A 25,725-nucleotide genomic window follows, 5' to 3' on the forward strand; every position below is an offset into this window, starting at 1 on the left:
CCGCCGGGCCCGGGAACGGTCCCGGCAGCGGCCGGGAATGGCCCGACCGGCCCTATCCGCCCGCCCGGGCCGGTGCGACGGTGGCACCACGGCGCGGCCCGCTCCGCGGGGCCGCGGCCTCCGGCCGCTGCGCAGGGGGCCCGCGGTCCGGACCGGGGGCGCGCCCCGGAGTGGAAGGACACCCCGATGACCACGCGCTCACCCCACACCGTGAACGACGTCATGACCACCACCGTCGTCGCCGTCGGTCCCGACGCGCGGTTCCGGGAGGTCGTCAGCGCGATGAGGCAGTGGCAGGCCAGCGCCGTCCCCGTCCTCGACGGCGACGGCCGGGTCACCGGCGTGGTGTCGGAGGCCGACCTGCTGGCCAAGGAGGAGCTGCGGGCCCGCGGGGCCGCGCTCGCCGCTCCGGCGGAGCTGCGGGGCGAGGGCGCCAGGGCCGGGGGGCTGACCGCGCGGGACGTGATGACCTCCCCCGCCGTCACGGTGACCGCGAGTGCCACCCTGCCCCAGGCGGCGCGGCTGATGGCGCGCCACCGCGTCAAGCGGCTTCCCGTGGTCGACGGCTCCGGGATGCTGAAGGGGATCGTGAGCCGGGGTGACCTGCTGAAGGTCTTCCTGCGCGCGGACGACGAACTGTCGGACGAGATCCGCGAGGAGGTCGTCGACCGGCTCTTCCCGGTGACGCGCCGCAGCGTCACCGTCGAGGTCGACCAGGGGACGGTGACGCTCTCCGGGGCCGTTGCGGACCCCGCGCTCGTCCCCGTCGCGGAGCGGCTGGCGCGGTCCGTGGAAGGCGTGGTCGACGTGCGCTGCCTGCTGACGGCCCCGGTGACGGCCCCCGCGGGAGCGAGCGGCCGGGAAGCGGGACGGCCGGGCTGAGCGGCAGGGGGCGGGAGGGGCGGACGGACCGGCCCCGAGGGACCTCGCGCGGAGCACGCGGGTCCCGGAACACGCGCACGCGATACAGAGGAACGGGCGGGCGCGCGCCCCTCACACGCGCCGACTCACGCGCGCCCGCCCGTTCCGCGGGCGGCGGGACTCACACGATCTCCAGGACCTCCGACAGGGGCCTGCGCGGCGTGCCCGGGGGCGTCGGTCCGTAGCCCAGCCGGATGATCATCTGCGGGCTGCCGATCGCCATGAACGGGCCCCGCACCACCCAGCGCAGCTCCGGCCATTCGAGCATCTGCGAGCTGAGCGCCGTCGACAGCCCGTCCAGCGTGGCCTGGAGCAGCACCCGTTCCATGGCCTGCCCGGCCTCCAGCCAGGCCGCCGGCCGGTCGTGCCGGGTGCCGAGCAGCCCCAGGCAGGGGCGGTGCTCGAAGACGGCCACCGACTGCCCGGGCGGGCGCCGGTCGGGTGTGAAGTCGCGGACGGGGGCCCGGCCGTCGTAGGAGCGGGGCCCCAGCGCGGCCGCCGGGATGCCCTCGGCAGCCGGGGCGGTGCCTCCGGGCGCGAGCGGGGCGATCCAGCGCGCCACCTCCCTGCGGACCTCCTCGTCGACCGACTCCCGGTAGGCGGCCTCCTCGGCCAGCTCCAGGACGGAGCCGACCTGGTCGTCGTCCAGGAAGAGCAGCCGGGCGCCCTCGGCGATCGCGGCACCGCTGAGCCCGTCCTTCAGCTCCCCGGGCACCGGCTCCTCGCTGAACGGCTCCCGGCTGGTGCGGCGGCGCCGCAGCGCCGGGTGGAGTTCCGCCAGCTCCTCGTCCGGGCCGGCGCCGGGGAGGAAGCCGATCCGCGCGAGCAGCCCGGGCCGCGCGGGCTCCGGCAGGATGCGCACGCGCGGCTCCCAGCCCGCCCGGGCCGCGGCGACCCGGAGGTTGAACAGGGCCGCACCGCAGCCCAGGTGCTGGGAGCGGTTGCCGGGGTCGGTGACCGGCAGGGAGCGAGCGGGATCGCCGCACAGTTCCAGCAGCGCCCGGCCTCGGTCGTAGCGGAACAGCCAGGGCTGTGCGTTGTGCATGGACGGAGCGGTCGCGGCCTCGGCGACCAGCCGCTCCACCGTCGTCGTGTCGATGTCTGCGCGCACGGCGGTCTCCCTTCCACCGCTCCAGGATGCGGCCGGGCACGGGCCGGGCGGAAGGGACGCCGGGCCCGCCGGGGGGTCCGAACGGCCCTGCCCCGTTGGCCCGTCGCCCGGGAGCCGGGCAGGGTGGGGCGGACGGCGCTGCCGAGGAGGAGAGATGGGCGAGGACGGCTCGCAGGCGGGCGGCGGCCCGGGCGGACGGCGGTCGACGGCCTCGGGCCGGATCGTCGCGGGGGTCGACGGTTCGGATCCGGCGCACATCGCCGCACAGTGGGCGGCCGCGCAGGCGCACCGGCGGAACGTGCCGCTGCACCTGGTCCACGCGGTCGGCACCACGCGGGAGACGCTGTTCACCTCCGACGAGACGATCCGGCTGGTGCGCGGGGCGGGAGAGCGGCTGCTGTCCGTGACCCGGGACAGGCTGACCGCCCGCTTCCCGGATCTCGAGGTGACCTGCGAGCTGCTGTCCTCGGGCCCGCAGGAGGCGCTGCGGGAACTCGCCTCCCCGGGCGAGACGCTGGTCGTCGGCAACCGGGGTCAGGGCGGCTTCGGCTCGCTGATGCTGGGCTCCGTCGGCCTGGGGCTCGTCTCGGACAGCCCCGTGCCGGTCGTGGTGGTGCGCGGTGAGCCGGCGGACGGAGCGGGGCGGCCGGTCGTCGCCGCGGTACGCGACGAGGACGACCGCCCGTGGGCGGTGCTCGCCGCCCAGGAGGCGTCGTTGCGGGGGGTGGGGCTGCGCCTGCTGAGCGTCTGGGGCCTCGTGCCCCAGGTGGGCGGGGTGGTGTCGCTGCTGGACGGGTCGGGCGCCGCCGGGCGGCACCGGGAGCGCATCGAGTCCCTGGCCGAGACCGTGCGCGCGGAGCTGCCCGGACCGGCCGTCGAGGTCGCGGTGGAGACCTCGGCGTCGGCCGGGGGCGCGCTCGTCGAAGCGAGCCGGGAGGCCGTCCTGCTGGTGATGGGCAACCGGCGCTCGGGCCGGACGCTCGGGCCCTCGGTGGGGCGCACCGCACACGCCGTGATCCACCACGCGCACTGCCCGGTGCTCGTCGCCCCGGCGCCCGGCTGAGGAGACCCGGCCCGGGACCACTCAGGCAGGGGCGTGCTCGCGCAGGTCCAGGCGTACGTCCACCACTCCCTCGACTGCCTGCACGGCCCGCGCGACCAGCGGCACCAGCATCCGGTCGTGGAGGTCGCCGCCCACCGTGACGACGCCCTCCTCGACCTCGGCCGTCAGCCGGGCCCCGGCGGGCAGGGAGGGCAGCACCTCCTCGCGGATCTCCCGGGCCATCTCCTCGTCGGGCCGCAGGAAGACCTTGAGCAGGTCGCCCCGGCTGACCACGCCCTCCAGGAGCCCGGTGGCGTTCACCACCGGCAGCCGCTTCACCCTGCGGGTGGCCATGATGCGCGCCGCCTCGGCGATCGTCGCCTGGGGGTGCACGGTGACGGCGGGGCTGGACATCAGCTCCTCCGCGTAGAGGGCGTCGGCCTTGGGCACCGGGTCGGGCTCCCGCTCGCCCGGCCACGCCCTGGTGCGGCTCTCCTCCTTGGCCAGCAGGTCGGCCTCCGAGACGACGCCGATCACCCGGCCCTCGCCTTCCAGCACGGGCAGCGCACTGACCTTCCACTCCCCCATCAGCCGGACGATGTCCCGGTAGGGGGCCTGGCGTCCGACGGCGACGGCCGTGTGGGTCATCACGTCGCTGACGGTATGCGGTGACCTGGGCATTCGAGCCGCCTCCTCGTTTCGGGCCGACGGGGCGGGCGCCCCGGCACGCGGCCTGCGCGGCAGTTCCCAGTGTCGGTGGGCCGTCCGGGGAGGGGGAGGGTCCGTTGCGGCCCGGGACGGGGCCGACCGGCCCTGCCGTGTGATCGGCCGGGCCCGGCGGGTCAGGAGCGGCGCCGGGGCCGGCCGCCGCCCCTGGCCCCTCGCCTGCCGCCGCCCCCGGATCCGCCGCGTCCGCCCGATCCGCCGCGCGCGCCGGCCCGGGAGCCGCGCCCTCCGGCGGCCCTGCCGGTGCGGGCGGTGCCGGACCCGCCGCCGGCGTCCCGCCCGGCGTCCGCCTCCGGGCGGGGTCGGCCGCGGGTGCTGTTGACGGTGCGGCCCCGGACGATGCCGATGAACTCCTCCACCAGGTCGGTGGTCGCCTCCTGCGGCCAGGACAGGGCCACGCCCGACTGCGGCACACCGCTCACGGGCCGGTAGGTCAGGTCCCTGCGGTGGTGGAGGCGGGCGAGCGACTGCGGGGCGACCAGCACGCCCACCCCGGCGGCGACGAGCTCGACTGCGTCGCCGGTGGTGGCGGGGCGTTCGATCGCGGGGCGGCCGGGCGGCTGCTCCCAGCCGAGGGTGTCGTCCAGCGGGTGCAGCACGAGTTCGTCGGCCAGGTCCTCCGCGTCGAGTTCCTCGACGGCCGTGGCCACGTGGTCCCTGGGCACGATCACCACGGTGGTCTCGGTGTAGAGCGGGATGGCGCTGAGCACGTCCCGGTCCACCGGCAGGCGGAGCAGGCCCGCGTCGGCCCCGCCCTCGCGCAGCAGCCCCTCGGCGTCCGCGGCGGTCGTCGGGACGAGGACGAGGGGGACGCCGGGGCGCCGCTCGTTCCAGATGCGCACCCACTTGGCCGGGACCACTCCGGGAACGTAGGCGAGCCGGAAGGGCGAGGGGGAGGGGGAGGACGCGTCCGAGCCAGTCACCTCATCAGGCTACCGGGCCGCTCACGGGCCGGTGGACGGCCGGGGGGCCGCGGCGGGGGCCTTAGGCTGTCCGTATGACTGCGCGACCGAGCACCCAGACCATGAAGCCCGCCACCGCGGCGAAGAAGCTGGGGGTGTACCTGGAGGCGACCCCCGCCCCGTTCCGGGAGGGCTCCGTCTCGCGTGCCGAGTTGAACGCGCTCCAGTCCGATCCGCCCGCCTGGCTCGCGGAGCTGCGCCGCAACGGGCCCCACCCGCGCCAGGTGGTCGCCGCACGGCTCGGGGTCTCCATCGCCGGGCTGGCCCGCGGCGGGATCACCGAGCCGCTCACCACGGAGCAGATCGACGCACTGAGGCAGGAGTTCCCCGAGTGGCTGCGCCGGGAGCGGGCCACCCACGCGGAGGTCCGCAAGGAGGCCGCCCGCCTCCGGGCCCGCGACGCGGAGCGCGCCGCCTCCGGCTCCTGAACCGCGCCCGGGCGGGAGGGCCTCAGGGGTTGAGGCCCGCGACGACCTGGGCGGTCGCCGTCAGGCCGTCCTGGATCGTCGGCGCCATGCCGGTGCCCGCGACCAGGAACCCGAACAGGGCGCAGACCAGGGCGTGGGAGAACTTGAGCCCGTTGCGCAGGAAGATCGCCGCGAGGACCGCCAGCAGCAGCACCAGCGAGATCGAGACCACCATCGCCAACCTCCTTCGCCCCGCACGCCGAGGCACGGCGTGCGGCGGCAAGTCTGGCGCAGTCGCCGTGCCGCGCCCGCACTCCGGCTGTCCGCTGTCCGGGTGACGGGGGCTTCGCCGGCCGGACTGGGCCGGCCGGCGGGCGAGAGAGGCCAGGTCATCGGCGGTGCCGCGGTCGGAGTCCGCCGTGCGGGGTGTCTTCGGCACGGCCGTGTGCCCGCGTCCGGGCGTGTCGGGAACCGCCCGGCGGGGGCCGCCGGGCGCGCCCGCCCGTCCCCCGCCACCGGGTGACGTTTCCGGGGGAGGACGCCGGGCCCGGGCGGAGAGCGGGGTACGGCGCTGCCACCGGTCACCCGGGGCGGTGGCGCTCGGGTGCCGCCCGTCTCGGCGCCGGCGGCTTCGCCTCCGTCGGCGTACGGAGCCCGCGGATCCGCCCCCGGGGCCGCCCGGTGCGGTGCGGCGGGGCCGGCCCCCGGTGGCCCGTCAGCCGCCGCTGCGGTCGGCCAGCAGCTCCTCGATCCGGTCGAAGCGCTGGTGCAGCGCCCTGATCTGCTCGTGCACGGCGGCCTCGCCCTCCTCGGCGCGACGGCGGACCGCGGCGCCCACCGTCCGGGCCTCCCGCTGCGCCCTGCCCACGAACCAGGTCGCGAGCGTGGCGGTGATCACGCCGAAGGCCGTGATCCCCGCCAGCATCACGGCCGCCGCGATGACCCGGCCCCACGGGGTGACCGGGTACATGTCGCCGTACCCGACGGTCGTGGCCGTCTCCACCGACCACCACACGGCCCTCGGGAACGAGGTGATGGTGGCGCCCGGGGCGCCCTGTTCGGCGGCCACCATGAGCACCGAGCCGATCAGCAGGACGGCCGTCGCCGCGAGGGTGGCGAGCAGGGCGGCCCGCACGTGGAAGGCGCGCCACCACCGGCCGCGGAACAGGCGGCCGAGGAGGAGTACGAGGAAAGGCTGCGGCACGAGTGCGCCCTCCGGGAGCACGGACAGGGACACCGCGGGGAGCGTACCGCCGGCACGGCCGCACCGGCCGGGGACACGCCCCGCACCGATCGGGCCCGAGCCGGTCACGCAGGCCGGTCCCGCGCCGGGGCGGCGTCGCCGACGGCACGGTGGACGGCCCTGGCGAGGCGGGCGCCCCACAGGGAGCGGGGGCCCGCGAAGGGGTGCAGTTCCGCGCCCGGGCGGGGCGTGCGCGCCGCGATGCACACCGCGTCGGTGGGGGTGCCGGAGCAGTCGTGGCCCGCCTCCAGCAGCGCCTGCACCTTGGCCTCGGTGGCGGTGGCGACCGCGTTGACGAGCGCGGCGTCGCTCAGTGCCACGGGGAGCGCCGCGACCACGTTGATCGTGCCGGGCGCGGCCGGGGCGGACGATCCCGGACGGGGTGAGGCGGCCCATCCCCGGACGCTGATGCCCGCGGTGGCGACGGCCTCGGCACCCTCGTCGCGGGCGTGGCCGTGCCGGGTGACGTCGGCGGCCGTCATCAGGGCGACGCCCTGCCCGTGCAGGCCGGCGGCGAGGGCCAGCTCCGCCAGATGGCGATCGGGGTCGGTGCGGCGGTAGCCGTGGGAGACCTGGGCGTTGAGGACCCATGCCCGTTCGCCGACGCCTCCGCCGAGAACGGCGCTGCTGATCATCCGCCAGCCGGGACCCGCCCGCCACAGCAGGGCGTGCAGCCGCTCGCCGCCCTCGACGCGGGTCAGGCTCCGCACCGGCAGGAGGCCGGCGGCGGAGCGGGGTAGCGGTGCGGCGGCGGTGGTCACCGTCGGGTCTCCTTGCTGCGGGGCTGCGGGGCCGGCTGATCCTACGGGGGCGTCACGCGGTGCGGGGCCTCCGGTCCGGAGCCCCTGGCGGCGGCGCAGGGGGCCCCGCGGCGTGCCGGCGGGGGCGGCCCACAGGGCGGGGCGCGGCGGTGCGGCGGGGACGACGGCGCGGGCGGTGCGCTGCCCGCCGGCCGTGGAGCCGGCGGTGTCGTCGGCGGTCTCCGGGGCCCGCCCCTGCGTGGCGGAGGCCCCGGACGGCCGGCCGTCGAGCGGGGGCGACGGGACGCACCCGGGCGGCCGGGTTCCGCGGGCGCGGCCTTCGAGGCGCCGGCTCCCCGCGCGCCGCTCCCGTGCATCGGCGGCGGGCGGCGACGGCGGCGGGCCGCCGCCCGGCCGCGCGGGTGCGCGCGGCCGGGGGCCGGGTTCCGCGGCGGGGGCGCCGGTGCGGTCAGCGGCCGTCGGAGAAGTTGTGCACACCCCACCAGCCCGAGTCGTCGCGGTAGATGCCCACGCCGACCTCGGTGAACGAGGTGCTGGTCTGGCCCTTGTAGTGGCCGGGGCTGTGGCGCCACATGGACTGGAACTTCTCGGCCGCCTCCTGGGCGGTCATCGATTCGTCGCTCCACCAGACGATGTTCTCGCCTATCCAGGTGCGGCCGCCGGTGAGCAGGTGGTCGGTGTCCGAGGAGTCGGAGTGGCCGAAGCCCGAGGTGCTCATGTGCCGGGCCCATCCGCGGGCGAACTCGCTCAGGTCCGTGCGCAGTTTGAGGGGCGGCAGGCCGACCGTGGCGCGCTCGGCGTTGAGCAGCCTGAACGACATCGCCTCCGCCTCGCTGGTGCTCTGCGTCGTCGTCCGGGGGCCGGGGAGCGTGGGGTCGGGGCCGACCGGGCCGTCCTTCGGGGAGGCGGTCCGTGCCGGGGAGGGGCTCTGGGGACGCGTGGTCGTGGTGCGGGTGCGGGTGGGCGTGGGGGCGGGGGCCGCGGCGGCGGTCCGGGAGGCGGACGCGGACGGGGAGGCCGACGGCGACGCGGACGCGGACGGGGACGGGGACGGGGACGGGCTGGCGGACGGGGAGACGGACGGGGAGGCGGTCCGGGACAGCGGCATCCGGTCCCCGGGCCCGGCGGCGGCCGCGGTCGCGGAGGCCGCGGCGGCCGCTTCCCCCGTGGCGTCGTCCCCGTCGGTGAGCACGACGGCTCCGGCCGCCAGGGCCGCCACCGCCGCGGCGGCGAGGACCGCCGCGGTCCTCGCTCCCGCCGCCGCCGGGCGGCGGCGCCTGCCCCGGCGGTGGCGGCGGGGCTCCTCGCGCCCGGACTCGCCGCTGGTGGTGGGTCGTTCGTCGTGCATCTGCATGCCTTGCTCCGTGGTGGTGCGAACCCGCCGGGCACGGTGCCCGGCCGTTCCGGAGACCCCACGGCCGCGGCCGGACAACGGTTTTTCGGTCGAAGGCGGCGGTGTGCGGGCCCGGGCAGGCGCACACGGGCGCGGCGGCCGGTGCGCCGCGGCGCGGCCCGCCGGGCTCCGCGAGGGACGGCCGGACGGGGCGGGAGTTCCGTTTTCGGTGCGGTGTTGCGTAGGGTCCGGCTGCGATTCATCGTCGGCGCCGGCTCCTTTTCTGTTGTCGGCGGCGCGCCGCCGGGTCTCCCGACGACAGGACGTACCGAACGACGGGCAGGACGGCTATGCACACGGACAGCGAGCACACCCGGGAGCTGGTGGGCGCGGCACGCGCAGGTGACGGCCGGGCACGCGAGCTGCTCGCCGCCGACTACCTGCCGCTCGTCTACAACATCGTGGGGCGTGCCCTGGACGGCCACGCCGACGTGGACGACGTGGTGCAGGACACCATGTTCCGGGCACTCGACGGGCTGGGCGGGCTGCGGGACCCGTCGCGGTTCCGGTCGTGGCTGGTCGCGATAGCGATGAACCAGATACGGCGGCGCTGGACGGACCGGCGGCAGACCGCCCCCGCCTCGCTGGAGCGGCTGGCGGAGCACCCGGACCCCGCGGGCGACTTCGTCGACCTGACCATCCTGCGGCTGGGGCTGTCCGGCCAGCGCCGTGAGGTCGCCGAGGCCACCCGGTGGCTCGACGAGGACGACCGGGAGCTGCTGTCCCTGTGGTGGCAGGAGGCCTCGGGGCGGCTGACCCGCGCGGAGCTCGCGGAGGCGCTGGGGGTCTCCGACCGCCATGCGGCGGTGCGGGTGCAGCGGATGAAGGCCCAGCTGGAGACGGGCCGCCTGGTGGTCCGCGCGCTGGCGGCGCGGCCGGCGTGCGGTGAGCTGGCCGCGCTCATGGCGGAGTGGGACGGCCGTCCGTCCTCGGTCTGGCGCAAGCGCGTCGCCCGCCACGCCCGGGGGTGCGGCGTGTGTGAGGACCACCGCCGCGGGCTGGTCCCGGCGGAGGGTCTGCTGGCCGGCCTGGCCCTGGTCGTGCCCCTGGCCGGGTTCGCGTCGCTCCCCGGGGCGGCGGACACCGCGGTCGCCGGTGCCGTCGCGTCGTCCGTCCGGGGCCCCGCGGGCGCGGACCCCGTCGCCGGGCACGGTGCACCGGGTGCCGCCATGGCGGGCGAACCCCCGGTCGGCGTCGGCGCGGTGCGGGAGGGGGCGCGGTGGAAGGTGCCCGCGGCCTCGGCCGCGGGCGGGGCGGTGGCCGGCGCGCTGGCCCTGGCACTGCTGTGGCCCGGGGCGGCCCCGCCGCCCGCAGCGGCTCCGGAGCAGGCACCGCCCGCGGCCCGGTCCCTCGCGCCCGCCCCTCCGCCTGCGGTGCCGTCCTCGCCGTCCCCGGCGCCGTCCCCGACGCCGTCGCCGTCGGCCGCCGAGGCGGGCCCGGCACGCTCCGCCTCCCCCGGTGCCGCACGGCCGAACCTGGCGCGCCAGGTGGCCGAGCTCGTCAACACCCACCGGGCCGCGGCCGGGTGCGCCCCGGTGCGGCTGGACGAGCGGCTGACGGCCGCGGCCCGCGCGCACGCGCGCGACATGGTGGACCGCGGCTACTTCGAGCACGAGAGCCCGGAGGGCGGGCACGCCGACACCCGGATCGCGGCGGCGGGGTACGACGTGGGGCCGTGGGCGGAGAACCTGCACCGGGGCCCCCGGGACGCGGCCACGGTGGTGGAGGACTGGATGGACGGCTCGATCCACGAGGAGAACATGCTCGGCTGCCGCTACCGGGACATGGGGGTGGCGGCCGTGCCCGGCCCGCAGGGCCTGGTGTGGGTGCAGACCCTGGCCGGACCCGCGTAGCGGTCCCGGCCGGGGGTGCGCCGCCTGCTCCGGCCCCTCGGCGGCGCCCCGCCCGCGCCGCCGAGGGGCCGGTCGGAGGAGAGCCGCCGGCGGACGGGTGTCGAGAACCCGCGGTCGGCTCCGTCCCCGGGGTGAACGCGGCCACAATGGGCCGTACCAGCACCGAGGAGAGGCACCATGGCGAAGTACCTGCTGCTCAAGCACTACCGAGGCGCTCCCCCGGCCGTCAACGACGTGCCGATGGACCGGTGGACGCCGCAGGAGATCACGGCGCACGTGCAGTACATGAACGAGTTCGCGGCCCGGCTGCGCGAGTCCGGCGAGTTCGTCGACGGCCAGGCGCTGGCCCCCGAGGGCACGTTCGTGCGCTACGACGGAGAGGGGCGCCCGCCGGTCACCGACGGTCCGTTCCCGGAGACCAAGGACCTCGTCGCAGGGTGGATGGTGATCGACGTCGACGGCTACGAGCGTGCGCTGGAGCTGGCCGGGGAGCTGTCGGCCGCACCGGGGGCGGGCGGCAGGCCGATCCACGAGTGGCTCGAGGTGCGCCCGTTCCTGACCGCGCCGCCCACCGTCACGGAGTGAGGCACCCCCGTGGACGAGGCGCTGCTGCGCACGCTGATCCCCGAGGTGACCGGCGCCCTCGTCCGCCGCGGGGCGGACTTCGCCGCGGCGGAGGACGCGGTGCAGGAGGCCCTGGCCGAAGCGGTCCGCGTCTGGCCCGCCGATCCCCCGCGGGACCCCAAGGGCTGGCTGCTCACCGTGGCCTGGAGGCGGTTCCTCGACGCCGCACGGGCGGACTCCGCCCGGCGGCGGCGGGAGGACCGCGTCGGGTCCGAGCCGCCGCCGGGGCCCGCGACGGCGGTGGACGACACCCTCCGGCTGTACTTCCTGTGCGCCCACCCCCGGTTGTCGCCCGCGTCCGCCGTCGCGCTGACGCTGCGTGCCGTGGGGGGGCTCACCACCCGGCAGATCGCCCGTGCCTACCTGGTGCCCGAGGCCACGATGGCGCAGCGCATCAGCCGGGCGAAGCGCACGGTGTCCGGGGTGCGCTGGGACCGGCCCGGTGACGTCTCCACGGTGCTGCGGGTGCTCTACCTGGTCTTCAACGAGGGCTACGGCGGAGACGTGGACCTGGCCGCCGAGGCCGTCCGGCTCACCCGCCGGCTCGCCACCGCGGTCGACCACCCCGAGGTGGCGGGGCTGCTCTCCCTCATGCTGCTCCACCACGCCCGGCGCGCCGCGCGGACCGGGGCCGACGGCAGCCTGGTGCCGCTCGCCGAGCAGGACCGCGGGCGGTGGGACACCGGTGCGATCGCCGAGGGCGTGGCCGTCCTCCAGGCGGCCCTGGCCAGGGACCGGCTGGGCGAGTTCCAGGCGCAGGCCGCGATCGCGGCGCTGCACGCCGACGCGCCGTCCGCGCGGGAGACCGACTGGGTGCAGATCGTCGAATGGTACGACGAGCTGGTGCGCCTGACGGACAGTCCGGTGGTGCGGCTGAACCGTGCCGTGGCGGTCGGGGAGGCGGACGGACCCCGGGCCGGGCTCGCGGAACTCGGCGCACTGGACCCGGCACTGCCCCGCCACGCGGCGGCGGCCGCCTACCTGCACGAGCGCGCCGGTGATCCGGCCACGGCGGCGCGCCTGTACGCGGAGGCGGCGCACAGGGCGGGCAGCCTCGCCGAGCGCGACCACCTGATACGCCGGGCCGCCCGGCTCAACGCACGCCGGCGGCGCTGACGCGCCGGGCCGCGCCTCCCCGGTCCCGTCGGCGGGCCCGGTGCGCAGCCGCCGGAAACGCGGTGGAAGCGTGCGGGCGGCACTGGCTAGGGTCGCGCCATGAGTACGCGTACCTTCCGCATCACCGTCCGCGGTGTCTTCGACGGGCTCGGCGCCGACCAGCGGGCCGAACTCCTGGCCCGTGCCGAGGAACACGACGTCCTGCGCGCAGCCTTCACTCCCGAGGGGCACCTGAGCTACGACCTGGCGGCGCGGCCGGCGTTCACCTTCCGCTTCCGTGACTCGGGAGAGGAGGAAGAGGACATCCTGGCGGCCACCGAGCGCGCCGAGGAGGCGGCGAGGGCCTGGCTGACCGGGCGCGGCTACGGTTTCAAGCAGCTCCGGAGCAGCGCGGAGGACCTGTCCCTGGCCCCGCTGGGCAAGCGGCAGCGCCGTGAGGCGGCCCGGAGCACCGTCTGATGCCGCCCCGCACCCGGGTGCCGGGCGGCGCCCGGCACCCGGTGACGGCACGGGACGGGCGGAGGAGACCCGGGGAACTGCCCGTCCGGCGGGTCTGACCGCACCCTTCCCGCCCGCCCGGGGGCGGGGCGCTCGTCCCGCGCCGGACGGCGGCGGCGCTGCACCCGGCGGCTCCTCGCCCCGGGGATGCCGCGGACCGGGCTGCCCGCCCCGCCCGGAGACGGCGCGGCGGCCCGGCGGATCGGGGGTTCAGTCGAGGACGGCGACGGCTTCGACCTCGACCAGGTGCTCGGGGACGTCCAGCGCCGCCGCGCCCAGCAGGGTGGCAGGCGGCACGGGGACCGCTCCCAGCACCGCGGACGCACGGGAGATCCCCTCCATCAGCAGGGGCATCTTGGCGGGTGTCCAGTCGACGACGTGGACGGTCAGCTTCGCCACGTCCTCGAAGGAGCCGCCGACGGAGTCGAGGGCGGCGGCGACGTTCAGGTAGCACTGCTCGACCTGGCGGGCGAGGTCGCCCGCGCCGATCGTGGTGCCCTGCGCGTCCCAGGAAACCTGCCCGGCGACGAAGACCAGCCGGGATCCGGTCGCGACGGACACCTGCCGGTAGGGGTCGACCGCAGGCAGTGCCTCGGGGTTGACCAGGGTGACGGCCATACTGCGCTTCTCCTCGTCCTCATGAGACCTTTGGTCTCTTGTGGTTACTGGGGAACCGTAGGAGAGTGTGCGCTGACGTGGAAGAACGCACTTTCTGGTGACAGGGGAACCTCATGGTGACCAAGCAGCTCAGCGACGGGTCCGGGGGAAAGGGAGATCTGACCCGGGCGGATTCGCTGGCCCGGGAGATCTTCTCGGACATCGCCAACAAGTGGGCGCTGCTGATCATCGAGGCCGCGGGGGAGCGCACCCTGCGCTTCACCGAACTGCGCGGCGAGGTCGAGGGGATCAGCCACAAGATGCTGACCCAGAACCTGCGCATGCTGGAGCGCAACGGCCTCGTCCACCGCCGGGTGCACCCCACCGTGCCGCCGCGCGTGGAGTACACCCTCACCGAGCCTGGGCGGGCGCTGCGGGCGACGGTGGACGGGATGTGCGCCTGGACCCAGCGGCACCTGGACCACATCGAGACCGCCCGCAGCCGCTTCGACGGCTGAGGCCGGGCGCGGCGGGCGGGGGCTCGACGGCACACGGGCGGGAGGCACGGGGGTACGGGGCGGGCGGCGGTTTTCGGCACCGGGCCCCATCGGGACACCCGAGCACGATGGCATATGTTCCGGACATGTTCACGACGTGAAGGAGGGCGCGTCGGACACCTCCTGACTGAAGGATTTCCGGCACAAGATCGATTCGACGGTGGAATATTCGGCTCCACGAGCAGCAGCCCTCCCCCGAAAACAAGATCGACTTTGTTCAACCCCGTACGTTCTGCGCCGAGTTGTCCGTTCAGTGACCCAACCTTTCCCGGCTGTTTCCGATCGGCGGCCTCGCGCCGGTAGACCTGGTGCCGGCGGTGCCGACCACACCGCCGCCGCAATCGCAGCCACTTGGGGGGAATCTCTCGTGTCCCGCATCACCCGCCGCCAGGCACTCGGCGCCGCCGTGGGAGCAGCCGTCGGCACCGCCGGCGTCGCGCTCGTCGGCGCCGCCCCGGCGGCCGACCGCCGCCCCGCAGCCACCGGGCACCAGGCGCAGGACCACCGCGACCCGAAGGCGTTCGACGAGGTCTACCTCGGGCGCCGCATCCAGGGCGCGCCCGCCTCCGGCGGCCACACCGGCCACGGCGGACACCACGGAGCCGGCTGGACGGTCCGCGTCGACGGGGAGGAGCTCCACGTCATGCGCAACGCCGACGGCACCTGGATCAGCGTGATCACCCACTACGAGCCCGTCGCCAGCCCGCACGCCGCGGCCCGCGCCGCGGTGCGGGAGCTCCAGGGCGCCCACCTCGTCCCCTTCGACCACGTCTGATCCGGAAGGCGAACCACACCATGACCGTCCGCAAGAACCAGGCGGAGCTGTCCTCGGCGGAGAAGCGCGCGTTCACCGGCGCGCTCCTGGAGCTGAAGAGCAGCGGCCGCTACGACGCCTTCGTCACCACGCACAACGACTTCATCATGCGGGACACCGACCACGGCGAACGCGTCGGGCACCGCTCGCCGTCGTTCCTGCCGTGGCACCGGCGCTTCCTGCTGGAGTTCGAGCGCGCACTCCAGTCGGTGGACCCCTCCGTCGCCCTGCCCTACTGGGACTGGACCGTGGACCGCACCCCGGCCGCGTCCCTGTGGGCGAGCGACTTCCTCGGGGGCACGGGGCGCAGCCGCGACGGCCGCGTCACCGACGGCCCGTTCGCGGCGGACGGCGGCAACTGGGACATATCCGTCCGTGTGGACGGACGCGGCTTCCTGCGCCGCACCCTGGGCTCCGGCGGCCGCCAGCTGCCCACCCGCGCCGAGGTGGAGTCGGTCCTGGCCATGGAGACCTACGACATGCCGCCGTGGAACAGCGCCTCCGACGGCTTCCGCAACCACCTCGAGGGCTGGCGCGGCGTCAACCTGCACAACCGGGTGCACGTCTGGGTCGGCGGCCACATGGCCACCGGCGCCTCTCCGAACGACCCCGTGTTCTGGCTCCACCACGCCTACGTCGACAAGCTGTGGGCCGACTGGCAGGCACGCCACCCCCGCTCCCGCTACCTGCCCGAGGGCGGCACGCCGAACGTCGTGGACCTGCACGAGACCATGCGGCCCTGGGGAGACGTCACCCCGGCCGACATGCTCGACCACACCCCGCACTACACCTTCGACACCGCCGCCTGAGCCCGGCCCGCGCCCCGGCGGGCCCCAGGGACGCCGTCCGCCGCCCGCACGGCGGGCGGTGCAGGCGGGGCGCACCGTGCGGAGGGGGACGGTGCGCCCCGCGCGGCGGGCGCGGGAACGGGCGGCATGCGGTACCGGGAAGAGGCGGCCCGGCACCGCGCCTTCACGGGTATCAGCCGGCCGCCTCGGCGCGGCCGCACGCGGGGTGGCCCCAGCCGTCGCCGTTCCTGGTGATGGTCTCGCCCTTGGCGTAGGGGCGGCCGCAGCGGCACCGCCCCGGGAACCTGGCCTTCACCGAGGCCCCCGAGGCCCCGCCGGACCGGCGTTCCCCGCCGCGGTCCGGGCGGCGCCCGGATCCCGGGCGGGAGGGCTGCCGGGCGGGGGGCTGCTCGGGCGCCGGAAGGGCGGAGCCCTGCGCGGAGCCTGCCGCCTCCTGGGTCCGCGCCACCTGGCTGGCGGCGGCATCGGCGGCCGCGTTCAGCGGGTCCCCGTCCACCTGGTGGGCCGGTACGTGGACGAACCGCACGTCACGGCCCGTCAGAAGCCCGTCGATCGCCACGACCAGATCGCGGTTGGCGACGGGCGAACCGGAGGCGGTCCGCCACCCCCTGCGCCTCCAGCCGGGGAGCCAGGTCGTGACGGCCTTCATCGCGTACTGGGAGTCCATCCGCACCTCCAGCGGCTGCGCGTCGTCCGTGGCCTCCAGCAGCTCCCGCAGCGCGGTCAGCTCGGCCACGTTGTTCGTGGCCCGGCCCAGGGGCCCCGCCCGCCAGCTCTCGACCCGTCCGTCGTCTCCCGACACCACCCACGCCCATGCTGCGGGCCCCGGGTTCCCCTTCGACGCCCCGTCGCACGCGGCAATCACTCGCTCGACCATGCGGCGATGCTGCCACGGCGACCGCGCGGAGTGGCAATCGGGCCGTACCGCGGGCCGGGTGGAGCCCTCGGGGCGACCGGGCACCGTGCGGGTGCGCCGAGCGGCAGGGGACGGTCACGGAGGACCGACGACGGCGGCGCGCCGGCCCGCCCCCGCCCGGCACGGGCCGGTCCGCGCGGACGAGCCCTCGTCTCACGGGCGGCGGGGGACGGCGGGCGGGGCTCCCGGGCGGCGGCCCCGCGGCGTCCCGCTCGCGGCCGTCCGCGCGGCCCTCTCCCCCGGGCCGCGCGGGCGGCCCGGCCGATCGCCGGGGAGCCGGACGGCGTGTCCGTGCCCGAGGCCGCCGGGGCCACCTGCCCGGCGCCCCGGGCGGCGGGAGCTCCCGGAGCCCTCGGGCTCCGCCCCGGACCGTCCGGCGCCGCTTCCCCGCAGGGACGGGAGAGCCCGGGCGCGGCGTCGTCGGGCGGGGCCCGCGTCGCCCGTCGGGCGGCGTTCTTCGAGGGGACGCGGCCGTCCCGTCGGGCGCGTACAGCGGGGATCGGGGGCCGGGCAGGGTAGAACGATCCGGGGCCCGCCACGCAGGCGCGGCCCGCGACCATCCCGGCCGGGGTCCCCGGCGAGAACGAAGGACGGCAGTATGGCCAGCGGCACCGTGAAGTGGTTCGACGCCGAGAAGGGCTACGGCTTCATCGCCCAGACGGGCGGGCCGGACGTCTTCGCCCACTACAGCAACATCTCCGGCAACGGCTACCGCGAGCTCACCGAGGGCGAGACGGTCAGCTTCGAGGTGGCGCAGGGCCCGAAGGGCCCCCAGGCGGAGAACATCGTCCGCGGCTGACCCCCGGCGGCGGAAGGGGCCGGAGCCGACGCCCCTTCCGCCCGGGTCCGGCCCCCGCAGGCCGGGCCCGGGGCGCCTTCCGGGCCGGGACCTCCGTCCAGCCGCCACGAAGAATCGTTCCTTCAGCAGTGCGGGCGGGGAAGGCGCCGGCACCCCGGACGGGCACCGGGGAGCGGAGGGGCGGGCGGGGACGCGTCCGCGCGGCACGGTGCCACGTCCGGGGCAAGTCGGGGGAACACGCGGACGGTGGACGCCTGTCGGGGCGGCGAGCTGACACAGTGTCGATTGCACGGGCCGCGCAGCAGGCCGGGCCGCGGTGGTCCGCGGCCAGTCGCGGCGGAAAGGTGGTGGCTGTGACGTCCCCTTCCCCCGAGGGGTCCCCGGCAGGCGGCCCGGGGCACGAGGGCGCCGGACCGGCGGCCGACTCCCCACGGCGCTGGGAAGCGCTCGCGGTCTGCCTGCTCGCCGGGTTCATGACCCTCCTGGACGTCTCCATCGTCAACGTGGCGCTCCCGTCGATCCGCGAGGGGCTGGACGCCTCGGAGGCGGCGCTCCAGTGGGTCCTGTCCGGCTACGCCCTGGCCTTCGGACTGATGCTGGTGCCCGCCGGGAGGCTCGGCGACGCCCGCGGCAGGCGGGCGGTGTTCATGGTGGGACTCGCTCTGTTCACGCTTGCCTCGGCCGCCTGCGGGGCCGCCACCTCGGGCACCTGGCTGGTGGTGGCCCGCGCACTCCAGGGGTTCGCGGGCGGGCTGGTGACGCCTCAGATCTCGGCGCTGATCCAGCAGTTGTTCACCGGGCCCGAACGGGGCCGGGCCTTCGGGATGTTCGGCACCGTCGTGGCCGTGTCCACGGCCGTGGGCCCGCTGCTGGGCGGGCTGCTGATCCACCTCGCCGGTGCGGAGCACGGCTGGCGCTGGGTGTTCTACGTGAACCTGCCGATCGGTGCGGTCTGCCTGGTGCTCGCGGCCCGGCTGCTGCCCGACACGCCCACGGCGGGCCGGCTGACGATGCGCCGGCTGGACCCGGTGGGCGTGCTGCTGCTGGGGGCCGGGGTGCTGACGCTGCTGCTGCCCTTCGTGGAGGCGCAGGTGTGGCCGGGGCCCTGGCGCTGGCTGCTGCTCGGTGGCTCGGTGCTGCTCCTCGGCGCCTTCACGGCCTGGGAGCGGTTCTGGGCCGGGCGCGGGGGCGAGCCGGTGGTCGAGCTGTCCCTGTTCCGGGTGCGCAGCTACTGGCTGGGATGCCTGCTGATCCTGTTCTACTTCGCCGGGTTCACGTCGATCTTCTTCGTGTCGACGCTCTACCTCCAGAGCGGCCTGGGGTACACCGCCCTGCTGGCAGGGGTGGCACTGACGCCGTTCGCGCTGGCGTCCGGTGTGTCGGCGACGGTGGGCGGCAGGCTGGTGAGCCGGTTCGGCAGGCCGCTGATCGCCACCGGTCTGGCGCTGGTGGCCGTGGGCCTGGCCGGGACGGCGCTCGCCGTCCACCTGGTGCCGGGGCGCGGGGTGGGCTGGGCCATGGCCGGACCGCTGCTGCTGGCCGGGCTGGGCAGCGGGCTGGTGATCTCGCCGAACCAGGCCCTGACGCTGGCCGAGGTGCCGGTGGCCCGTGCGGGCAGTGCCGGCGGCACGCTCCAGACCGCGCAGCGGGTGGGGTCGGCCATCGGGATCGCGGCGGTGGGCGCGGTGTTCTTCGGGCGGCTCGACGGCGGCGCCTGGGCGGTGGCGTACGACGCGGGCCTGCTGGTGTCGGTGGCGTTCGTCGTCGCGGCGCTGGCGATCGCGCTGGCGGACGTGGTGACGGGGCGGAGCCGGGCCGCCCGCCCGGCGGAGCGGGAGGCCGCCGCTTCCGCGGACGGGCCGTGCGAGCGCAGTACCTGAGGTGCACCGGAACGGGGCCGGGCCCCCCTCGCGGGAACGGCACCCGGTCAGGACGGGATGTCGATCTCGGCCCAGATCGTCTTGCCCTCGGGCGCGTAGCGGGTACCCCAGTGGGCGGCGAGGCGGGAGACGATGAACAGTCCGCGGCCGCCCTCGTCGACGGTGCGCGCGTGGCGCAGGCGGGGGGTGACCTGGCTGCCGTCGTGGACCTCGCAGGTGAGGGAGGAGGTGTGCAGCAGCCGCAGGGTGACCGGTGGCGCCCCGTAGCGGACGGCGTTGGTGACGAGCTCGCTGACGAGCAGTTCGGCGGCGTCGGTGACCTCCGGGGGGAGTTCCCAGGCGGCCGCCTGGCGGCGCAGCAGTCCGCGCGCCGTGGCGGGCGCCCGGTCCCCGTGGTCGAGTTCCCAGGTCCCCTGGTCGCTCGCGGCCACCGCACCGGTGCGTGCGAGGAGCAGCACGGTGCCGTGGGTGGCGGCGACCGTGTTGTAGACGACGGCGTCGCACAGTTCGTGCAGGGGGCGGTCGGTGGGGGTGAGGACCTCGTCGAGGGGGCGGCTCCCGGTGCCGGACAGGAGACCGGGGTCGCCCGTGTACAGCGCGATCAGGGAGCCGGGTTCGAGTTCGACGGTCCGGGTCCCGTAGGGGGTGGCGTCGGATGTCGCGGAGGCCAGGGGCGGGCCCTGGGGGACGTCGAGGACCGCGCCCCGTCCGTCGGGTGCCAGCACCGCCGGGGTGATCCCGCCGCCCCCGGCGAGGGTGCACCGGCGGGTGAGCGGGTCGTAGATGGCGTAGACGCAGGAGGCCGTCAGGGGCTGGGGGCGGGTGTCGCCCGCGGGGTGCGCGGCCCGCTCCCGGGCCAGGGTGGAGGCCGTGTCGTGGAGCCGGGCGAGCAGTTCGTCGGGTTCGAGGTCGAGCGAGGCCAGGGTGCGTGCGGCGGTGCGCAGCTGCCCCATGGCGGCGGCGGTCTGGATGCCGTTGCCGGCGACGCGACCGACGGTGAGGGCGGTGCGGGCCCCGGAGAGGGGGATGACGTCGAACCAGCAGCCGCTGTTGCGTCCGGGGAGGTAGACATGGGCGGTCTCGATGGCGACGAGGGAGCGCAGCTGGCCTTCGGGCGGCAGCATGCGGCGCTGCACGGTGGAGGCGATGGAGTGCTCGCGTTCGTAGCGGCGCGCGTTGTCGACGCTGAGCGCGGTGTGCGCGGCGAGCGCCGTGGCGAAGGACAGGTCGTCGGGCCGGTAGGGCTCGGAGCCCTTGCAGCGGTAGAGGCTGATCAGGCCGAGCGCGGTGCCCCGCAGGGCGAGCGGGACGACGAGGAGGGAGTGCGCCCCGTAGTCGCGGATGGCCCGGGCCCGCTCGGGGTCGGCCGCGAGCCATGCGGTGCCGGGCGGGATGGGCACGAGTCGGGGCCGCAGATCGGCCAGGGCCTGGGTGTAGGGCGTGGGGTGCGGCAGGCTGCGGACGTCGCCGACGGGGTGCGCCGGTCCGCTGCCGCCCTCCGGGCCGAGGAAGGCCGTGCGGCGCAGCGGGGTGCCCTGGCCGAAGGGGCCGAGGGGCAGGTCGGCTCCGCGCAGCATCTCGTCGACGACCTCCACGACGGCGATGTCCGCGAAGGCGGGGACGACGGCCTTGACGAGGTCCTCGCAGGTGGTGGCGAGGTCCAGGGACTGCCCGACGCGCGCGCGGACGGCGTCGAGCGAGGCGGCGCGGGCGGCGGCGCGCTGGCGCTCGGTGACGTCCGCGACCATGGCGAGCACCCCGGCGGGTTCCTGGCCGGGCGGCCCGACGGGGTGGACGGCGAGCTCGTAGACGCGGCGGGAATCGGTCCCGGCCGCATGCCCCGTGACCCTCAGCCGGGCCGGCCTGCGGGTGCTCAGGGTCCGGGAGGCGATCGCGTCCGCGTCGTCCGGCGGATCGAGGCGGTAGACCTCGCCGAGGGCGCGGCCGAGTACGGGCAGGCCGCGGGGCAGGCCGCTGAGGGGGCCCACGCGTTCGATGCGCAGCTCGCGGTCGAGGGCGTAGACGGCCACCGCTGCCTGCGCGAACAGGGCGTCCATGACCGCCTCTCCGAGGGGGTCCTCCCCGTTCCCGTGGAGCGGTAGCGGACGGTCCCGGGCCTGGGGGGCCGGTCCCGGCCGGTGCCTCGCAGCGGGCTCCTCCACCGTCGTACCGCCTTCCCGACGCGGGCCGGGCGCGCTCGGCGGACGCGTCCCGGTGCCTCCAGGTTCGGACGCCGGGGCGGGGGGCGCCACCCGGCCGTGACCGCGCAGGCCCGGGTGCGTCTGGCTATGTTGAGGATGCGGTGTGCCGCGCGCCGGTCCGCGGTCCGCGCCGCCGTCGCCGTCGCCGTCGCGGGAGGTGTCCGCCTCATGACCGAGGGGGCCGAAGCGGCCGCGCTGCTCGCGCGGCTGGTCCGTTGCGAGAGCCCGGAGGCCGTGCTCGAGGCACTGGCCGCCGCGGGGGGCCGGGCCGTGCCACCCGGGCGCAAGACGCTCTACGTGCGGCGCGGGGACGCCTTCGACGCCTACCGGGCCGGGGCCGGCGCGGAGGACGGCACCGAGGTGCCGGAGGCCGAGGTGCGGGCGGTGGTCCGCAGCGGGCGGCGCGCGGTCGCCGGGTACGGGGGCCGCTCGGTGCTGCTGGTCCCGCTGGAGTCGGGAGGCGAGCGGCTCGGCGCGCTCGCCGTCGAGGCCGGTCCGGCCGGGGCCGCCCGCGGGACGGCCGCGCCGCCCACCGGCCGCGGGGGCGGCGGGCTGGACCTGGTGGCGGACTGCTGCGCGCTCGCCCTGCGGGCGCACTCCGTGAGGGGGCCGCTGGCGGACGCGGTGGAGGCGGCGCGGGCGGGTGTCTTCGCCTGGGACCTGACGGCGGACGACGTGTACTGGGACGAGCGGACCTGCACCGTCTTCGGGGTGGACCCCGGCACCTTCGACCGGAGCGGGGAGACCTTCTTCCGGCGTCTGCACCCGGACGACGTGCCCGCGGTCCAGAACGCGATCGCCGAGGTCACCGCCTCCGCGGCGGGTGCGGTGCGCGCGGACGGGGCCGCCGGTGCCTACCGGATCGGCTATCGCGTGGTGCACGGGGACGGCAGTGTGCACCGCCTGACGGAACTCGGGCGGGTGGTCCCGGACGAGCGCGGGCGCCCGGTGCGGGCCCTGGGGCTGGTGTACGAGTCCGGGGACGGCGCACCGGAGGCGGCGCCGCGCGCGGGCGGGACGCGGGACGCGTTCCTCCACACGCTGACCCGGGCCCTGTCGCGGGCGGTGACGGTAGCGGACGTCACGCGGGTGCTGACGGACCTGGCGCGCCCGGCCCTGGGGGCGGAGAACCTGGTCCTGGGCGTGGTGGAGGGCGGTCGGCTCCAGATCGTCGGAGAGAGCCGGGTCGCGCCCGGGCTGCCGCGGCTGGGCGCCGCGGCGCACGAGGTGATGGCCGAGGCGGCCGTCCGGGAGCGGCCGCTGTTCATCGAGGACCTGTCGGGCTCCTGGGGCGCGGCCGCCGCGGGGGCGCTGCCGCCGCGGGCGTGGGCGGTGCTCTCCCTCGGTCCGGTGGACCGGGCCCCGGGGGCGTGTCTGATCTCCTTCGCCAGGCCACGCCGCTTCAGCGCGGAGGAGCGCACCTTCTACACGGCCGTGGCGGTCATCCTCGCGCAGAGCCTGGAGCGGGCACGGCTGTTCGACACGCAACTCCAGCGGGCGACCGACCTCCAGCAGGCGATGCTGCCGGCCTGCCTCCCGGCCCTGGACGCGCTCAGCGCGCGGGCCCGCTACCTGCCGGGGACGCAGGGGATGCAGATCGGCGGCGACTGGTACGACGCGCTGGCTCTCGGGGACGGGACCGCGGCCCTGGTGATCGGGGACGTCCAGGGGCACGACGCCCACGCCTCGGCGGTGATGGGCCAGCTGCGGGTGGCGCTGCGCGCCTGCGCGGAGCCGGGCCTCGCTCCGGGCAGGGTGCTGGGACAGGTCAACCGGGTGCTCTGCGACCTGGACACGGACCGCTTCGCCACCTGCGCCTACCTGGTGCTCTCCCCCGCCGACGGAGTGCTGCGCGGGGCGCGCGCCGGGCACCCGCACCCGGTGCGGGTGGGGTCCGGGGCGGTGGAGGAGCTGCGGCTCGACGGGGGCCCGCCGCTCGGTGTGGACCCGCGGGCGGTGTATCCGACGACCGCCGACGTACTGGGCGGGGAGGACGTCCTGCTGCTGTTCACCGACGGCCTGGTCGAGCGGCGCGACGCCGACATCGACACCTGCGTGCGCGGCATGGCGGAGGACGTGCGCCGGTGGCGGGCCGCGGCCCGGGGTCGCGCCGAGGACCTGGACGCCCTGGTGGACTTCCTGGCGGGGCGCGAGGCCCCGGACCGGATCGACGACGTGGCCCTGCTGGCGGTGCGCCGCGACGGCTCCGCGACGGGGCGCGGGGTGGAGCGCCCGGCCGGGCCAACCGCTGCGGGCGCATGATCCGACGAGTCACCGCCGCGGGTGACCGCGCGCGTAGCCGGGCGCGGGCGGGGGGAGGGTGGCGGTGCCCGACCTTCCCTGCGACCCCGACGGGGGCACGCCGCCGATGCACCTGAACTCCGCCCGGCGCAGCGGGCGCCACCGCCCCGGTCCCGGTCCCGGTCCCGGTCCCGCCGTGCCTCCCCCGGGGCCGGGGCACACGGCCCGGACGGCCGCTTCCCGGGTGGCTCCGTGAACGGCACCGGGCGCCTCCCGCGTCCGGCGGGTGACGGCGGCGCTCCTCGGCCGCCGGGGGCCGAGGAGCGCCGCCGGGCGGTCCTGGCCGCGGCGCGGCGGGAGGGGGTGGTACGGGTCGACGTGCTGGCCGGGCGCTTCGGCGTGTCCCGCGAGACGGTGCGGCGCGACCTGAGGGTCCTGGAGGACGACGGCCTGGTGCGGCGCACCCACGGGGGCGCCGTGGCGCGGGCGGGCCCCGCCGCGGGGCCTCCCCCGTGGCAGGGCCCGCCCGCGCCGCCGCAGGCGCCGCGGATCGCCCTGGCCGCCGCGCGGCTGCTGGGCGCGTCGGAGACCGTGTTCGTGGACGAGGGCCCGGTGGCCTGCCTGGTGGCCGACGCGCTGCCGCGGGACCGGGCGCTGACGGTGGTGACCGCCTCGCCTGCGGTGGCGGCGCTGCTGGCCTGGTCCGCGCACACCACCGTGCTGCTGCTCGGGGGCCGGATCCGGGCGCTCGGCACGGCGGCGGCGGACGCGTGGACGGTGCGGATGCTGGCAGGCGTCGCCGTGGACCTGGCCTACGTCGGGGCCGACGGCGTGTCCTGCGGCTTCGGGCTGACCGCGGACGACCACGCGGTGGGCGAGGTGCGGGCGCAGGCGCTGCGCAGCGCCGGGCGGCGGATCCTCGTCGGGGCGCACGCCGTGTTCGGCGTGGTGCGCCTGTGCCGCTTCGGCGAGGTGGGCGACCTGGAGGCGGTGGTCACGGACACCGGCCTGCCCGTGTCCGAGGCCCGGAGGTACGCGGCTCTCGGGCCGCGGGTGGTGCGGGCCTGACCGGGCCGGCGGACGCGGGGGGCGGGCGCGCCCGTCACGCGCTCCCCGGCGGGCGCCCGCGGCCCGACGCCTCTCCCGCCGCCGGACCACCGCCGTGCACCGGGTGCGGGAACCGCCCTCCGCCCGGCGGCACCGCGTTTCGCCGCCGCGCGCTGGTCCACCGGCTACGGCGGCACAGCCCCTAGTCTGATCCGGCGTCCGACGACGGGCCGGGCCCGCCCCGCGCCGGGTCCCCTCGCGCTGCGCGCTTCGCCGATCCCCCGACGGGAGTTGCCTCCACCATGACCTCACGCGTGGCCGTCCTCGGAACCGGCATGATGGGCAGCGGCATGGCCCGCAGCCTGCTGCGGGCCGGACTCGACGTCGCGGTGTGGAACCGCACCGCCGACAGGGCCCGTCCGCTGGCCGGGGAGGGCGCCCTCGTCGCAGCGACGCCCGAGCAGGCCGTGGCGGGCGCCGGGACCGTGGTCACGACGCTCTTCGACGCGGATTCCGTGGCGGCCGTGATGTCGGCCTGCGCGGAGGCCGTCGCCGGGGACGCGGTGTGGCTCCAGTGCACGACGGTGGGCGTGGACGGCTCCCGGAGGCTCGCCGCACTCGCCTCGCGGCACGGGCTGCGGACCCTGGACGCTCCGGTGCTGGGCACCCGCGGCCCGGCCGAGAAGGGCGAGCTGACGGTTCTCGTGTCGGGCCCCTCGGAGCTGCGCGAGGCCGTGGCGCCGGTGCTCGCCGCCATCGGGACCCGCACCCGGTGGACGGGCGAGGCCTACGGCGCCGCCAGCCGCCTGAAGCTCGCGGCCAACGCCTGGGTCGCGACCCTGGTGAGCGGGGTCGCGCAGTCACTGGCCCTGGCCCGGCGGCTCGGGCTTCCGCCGGAGGACTTCCTCGACGCGGTCGCGGGGTCCGCGGTCGACGCCCCCTATGTGCGGATCAAGGGGGAGGCGATGGTCAACGAGGACTGGACGCCGTCCTTCGGGATCGGCAACCTGCTCAAGGACCTCGACCTGATCAAGGAGGCCATGGAGGGTTCGCACACCGACAGCACCCTCCTCGACGCGGTGCGCGCGCGCTTCGCCGCGGCGTCGGAGCAGGGCTACGCCTCGGCCGACATGGCGGCCGTGTCCACCGTGTACTGACGCGGGCCCGGGCCGGGTCCCTGCCGCCGGGAGGCCCCGGCAGGACCGCC

Annotated in this window: 25 protein-coding genes; 15 read left to right on the plus strand and 10 right to left on the minus strand. The window is 77.0% G+C overall.

Going from position 1 to position 25,725, the window contains the following annotated elements:
* Nucleotides 1-186 precede the first annotated feature (186 nt).
* Nucleotides 187-882 (plus strand): CBS domain-containing protein, encoded by a 696-nt coding sequence (locus tag NPS70_RS08890; RefSeq protein WP_256523534.1) that lies wholly within the window; start codon nucleotides 187-189, stop codon nucleotides 880-882.
* Nucleotides 883-1,042: 160 nt separating this feature from the next.
* Here the strand turns inward: NPS70_RS08890 and NPS70_RS08895 are convergent, their stop codons facing one another.
* Nucleotides 1,043-2,032, minus strand: coding sequence for a nitroreductase (locus NPS70_RS08895; RefSeq protein ID WP_256523535.1), 990 nt, complete (start codon nucleotides 2,030-2,032; stop codon nucleotides 1,043-1,045).
* Between the two features lie 154 nt (nucleotides 2,033-2,186).
* On the opposite strand from NPS70_RS08895, the gene NPS70_RS08900 reads away from it, so the two are divergent.
* Nucleotides 2,187-3,095 carry a universal stress protein gene (locus NPS70_RS08900; RefSeq protein ID WP_256523536.1) on the plus strand — a complete coding sequence of 303 codons (909 nt, stop codon included), beginning with the start codon at nucleotides 2,187-2,189 and terminating at the stop codon, nucleotides 3,093-3,095.
* Between the two features lie 21 nt (nucleotides 3,096-3,116).
* On the opposite strand, the gene NPS70_RS08905 is transcribed toward NPS70_RS08900, so the two are convergent.
* Both NPS70_RS08905 and NPS70_RS08910 read right to left on the minus strand, forming a co-directional pair.
* Nucleotides 3,117-3,755, minus strand: a complete 639-nt coding sequence (locus NPS70_RS08905) for a CBS domain-containing protein (RefSeq protein WP_256523537.1) — start codon at nucleotides 3,753-3,755, stop codon at nucleotides 3,117-3,119.
* A gap of 161 nt (nucleotides 3,756-3,916) precedes the next feature.
* Nucleotides 3,917-4,723 carry a LysR family substrate-binding domain-containing protein gene (locus tag NPS70_RS08910; RefSeq protein ID WP_256523538.1) on the minus strand — a complete coding sequence of 269 codons (807 nt, stop codon included), beginning with the start codon at nucleotides 4,721-4,723 and terminating at the stop codon, nucleotides 3,917-3,919.
* Between the two features lie 74 nt (nucleotides 4,724-4,797).
* On the opposite strand from NPS70_RS08910, the gene NPS70_RS08915 reads away from it, so the two are divergent.
* A complete protein-coding gene (locus tag NPS70_RS08915) occupies nucleotides 4,798-5,190 on the plus strand; it encodes a DUF5997 family protein (protein ID WP_256523539.1) in 393 nt (130 codons plus the stop codon).
* A gap of 22 nt (nucleotides 5,191-5,212) precedes the next feature.
* Here the strand turns inward: NPS70_RS08915 and NPS70_RS08920 are convergent, their stop codons facing one another.
* From NPS70_RS08920 to NPS70_RS28500, 4 genes are all read right to left on the minus strand, one after another.
* Entirely contained in the window at nucleotides 5,213-5,404 is a 192-nt protein-coding gene (locus NPS70_RS08920; RefSeq protein WP_256523540.1) for a hypothetical protein, read from the minus strand.
* Between the two features lie 480 nt (nucleotides 5,405-5,884).
* A complete protein-coding gene (locus tag NPS70_RS08925; protein ID WP_256523712.1) occupies nucleotides 5,885-6,373 on the minus strand; it encodes a potassium channel family protein in 489 nt (162 codons plus the stop codon).
* Nucleotides 6,374-6,477: 104 nt separating this feature from the next.
* The gene (locus NPS70_RS08930) at nucleotides 6,478-7,173 is read right to left on the minus strand and encodes an adenosylcobinamide amidohydrolase (RefSeq protein ID WP_256523541.1); all 696 of its coding nucleotides are present in this window, start codon (nucleotides 7,171-7,173) and stop codon (nucleotides 6,478-6,480) included.
* Nucleotides 7,174-7,621: 448 nt separating this feature from the next.
* Nucleotides 7,622-8,527, minus strand: a complete 906-nt coding sequence (locus tag NPS70_RS28500) for a CAP domain-containing protein (RefSeq protein WP_305885630.1) — start codon at nucleotides 8,525-8,527, stop codon at nucleotides 7,622-7,624.
* 329 nt (nucleotides 8,528-8,856) lie between these two features.
* On the opposite strand from NPS70_RS28500, the gene NPS70_RS08940 reads away from it, so the two are divergent.
* From NPS70_RS08940 to NPS70_RS08955, 4 genes are all read left to right on the plus strand, one after another.
* Nucleotides 8,857-10,419, plus strand: a complete 1,563-nt coding sequence (locus NPS70_RS08940) for a sigma-70 family RNA polymerase sigma factor (protein ID WP_256523542.1) — start codon at nucleotides 8,857-8,859, stop codon at nucleotides 10,417-10,419.
* A gap of 177 nt (nucleotides 10,420-10,596) precedes the next feature.
* Nucleotides 10,597-11,004 carry a YciI family protein gene (locus NPS70_RS08945; RefSeq protein ID WP_256523543.1) on the plus strand — a complete coding sequence of 136 codons (408 nt, stop codon included), beginning with the start codon at nucleotides 10,597-10,599 and terminating at the stop codon, nucleotides 11,002-11,004.
* Nucleotides 11,005-11,013: 9 nt separating this feature from the next.
* Nucleotides 11,014-12,159 (plus strand): RNA polymerase sigma factor, encoded by a 1,146-nt coding sequence (locus NPS70_RS08950; protein ID WP_256523544.1) that lies wholly within the window; start codon nucleotides 11,014-11,016, stop codon nucleotides 12,157-12,159.
* A gap of 99 nt (nucleotides 12,160-12,258) precedes the next feature.
* Nucleotides 12,259-12,618, plus strand: a complete 360-nt coding sequence (locus tag NPS70_RS08955; protein ID WP_256523545.1) for a DUF6204 family protein — start codon at nucleotides 12,259-12,261, stop codon at nucleotides 12,616-12,618.
* 249 nt (nucleotides 12,619-12,867) lie between these two features.
* Here NPS70_RS08955 and NPS70_RS08960 read toward each other — a convergent pair whose 3' ends face one another.
* A complete protein-coding gene (locus NPS70_RS08960) occupies nucleotides 12,868-13,275 on the minus strand; it encodes a RidA family protein (protein ID WP_256523546.1) in 408 nt (135 codons plus the stop codon).
* A 113-nt stretch (nucleotides 13,276-13,388) separates the two neighbouring features.
* Here NPS70_RS08960 and NPS70_RS08965 point away from each other — a divergent pair, with 113 nt between their 5' ends.
* The 3 genes from NPS70_RS08965 to NPS70_RS08975 all read left to right on the plus strand — a co-directional run bounded on the left by NPS70_RS08965 (nucleotide 13,389) and on the right by NPS70_RS08975 (nucleotide 15,434).
* A complete protein-coding gene (locus NPS70_RS08965; protein WP_256523547.1) occupies nucleotides 13,389-13,772 on the plus strand; it encodes a helix-turn-helix domain-containing protein in 384 nt (127 codons plus the stop codon).
* A gap of 406 nt (nucleotides 13,773-14,178) precedes the next feature.
* A complete protein-coding gene (locus NPS70_RS08970; RefSeq protein ID WP_256523548.1) occupies nucleotides 14,179-14,586 on the plus strand; it encodes a tyrosinase cofactor in 408 nt (135 codons plus the stop codon).
* Between the two features lie 20 nt (nucleotides 14,587-14,606).
* Nucleotides 14,607-15,434: a tyrosinase family protein gene (locus NPS70_RS08975; RefSeq protein WP_256523549.1), complete on the plus strand. Its 828-nt coding sequence runs from the start codon at nucleotides 14,607-14,609 to the stop codon at nucleotides 15,432-15,434.
* A 172-nt stretch (nucleotides 15,435-15,606) separates the two neighbouring features.
* On the opposite strand, the gene NPS70_RS08980 is transcribed toward NPS70_RS08975, so the two are convergent.
* Entirely contained in the window at nucleotides 15,607-16,311 is a 705-nt protein-coding gene (locus NPS70_RS08980; protein WP_256523550.1) for a ribonuclease H, read from the minus strand.
* 637 nt (nucleotides 16,312-16,948) lie between these two features.
* On the opposite strand from NPS70_RS08980, the gene NPS70_RS08985 reads away from it, so the two are divergent.
* On the plus strand, nucleotides 16,949-17,149 hold the full coding sequence (locus tag NPS70_RS08985; protein ID WP_256523551.1) for a cold-shock protein: 201 nt from the start codon (nucleotides 16,949-16,951) through the stop codon (nucleotides 17,147-17,149).
* 353 nt (nucleotides 17,150-17,502) lie between these two features.
* On the plus strand, nucleotides 17,503-19,029 hold the full coding sequence (locus tag NPS70_RS08990) for an MFS transporter (RefSeq protein ID WP_374211968.1): 1,527 nt from the start codon (nucleotides 17,503-17,505) through the stop codon (nucleotides 19,027-19,029).
* 47 nt (nucleotides 19,030-19,076) lie between these two features.
* On the opposite strand, the gene NPS70_RS08995 is transcribed toward NPS70_RS08990, so the two are convergent.
* Nucleotides 19,077-21,086 carry a SpoIIE family protein phosphatase gene (locus NPS70_RS08995; protein ID WP_256523553.1) on the minus strand — a complete coding sequence of 670 codons (2,010 nt, stop codon included), beginning with the start codon at nucleotides 21,084-21,086 and terminating at the stop codon, nucleotides 19,077-19,079.
* A 312-nt stretch (nucleotides 21,087-21,398) separates the two neighbouring features.
* Between NPS70_RS08995 and NPS70_RS09000 the strand changes: the two genes are divergently transcribed.
* From NPS70_RS09000 to NPS70_RS09010, 3 genes are all read left to right on the plus strand, one after another.
* Nucleotides 21,399-23,492 (plus strand): SpoIIE family protein phosphatase, encoded by a 2,094-nt coding sequence (locus NPS70_RS09000; protein ID WP_256523554.1) that lies wholly within the window; start codon nucleotides 21,399-21,401, stop codon nucleotides 23,490-23,492.
* Nucleotides 23,493-23,723: 231 nt separating this feature from the next.
* Nucleotides 23,724-24,539 carry a DeoR/GlpR family DNA-binding transcription regulator gene (locus tag NPS70_RS09005; protein ID WP_256523555.1) on the plus strand — a complete coding sequence of 272 codons (816 nt, stop codon included), beginning with the start codon at nucleotides 23,724-23,726 and terminating at the stop codon, nucleotides 24,537-24,539.
* A gap of 281 nt (nucleotides 24,540-24,820) precedes the next feature.
* A complete protein-coding gene (locus NPS70_RS09010) occupies nucleotides 24,821-25,675 on the plus strand; it encodes an NAD(P)-dependent oxidoreductase (RefSeq protein WP_256523556.1) in 855 nt (284 codons plus the stop codon).
* The last annotated feature ends 50 nt before the right edge of the window (nucleotides 25,676-25,725 follow it).

This window comes from Streptomyces sp. C10-9-1 (assembly GCF_024497955.1).
Taxonomy (GTDB): domain Bacteria; phylum Actinomycetota; class Actinomycetes; order Streptomycetales; family Streptomycetaceae; genus Streptomyces; species Streptomyces sanyensis.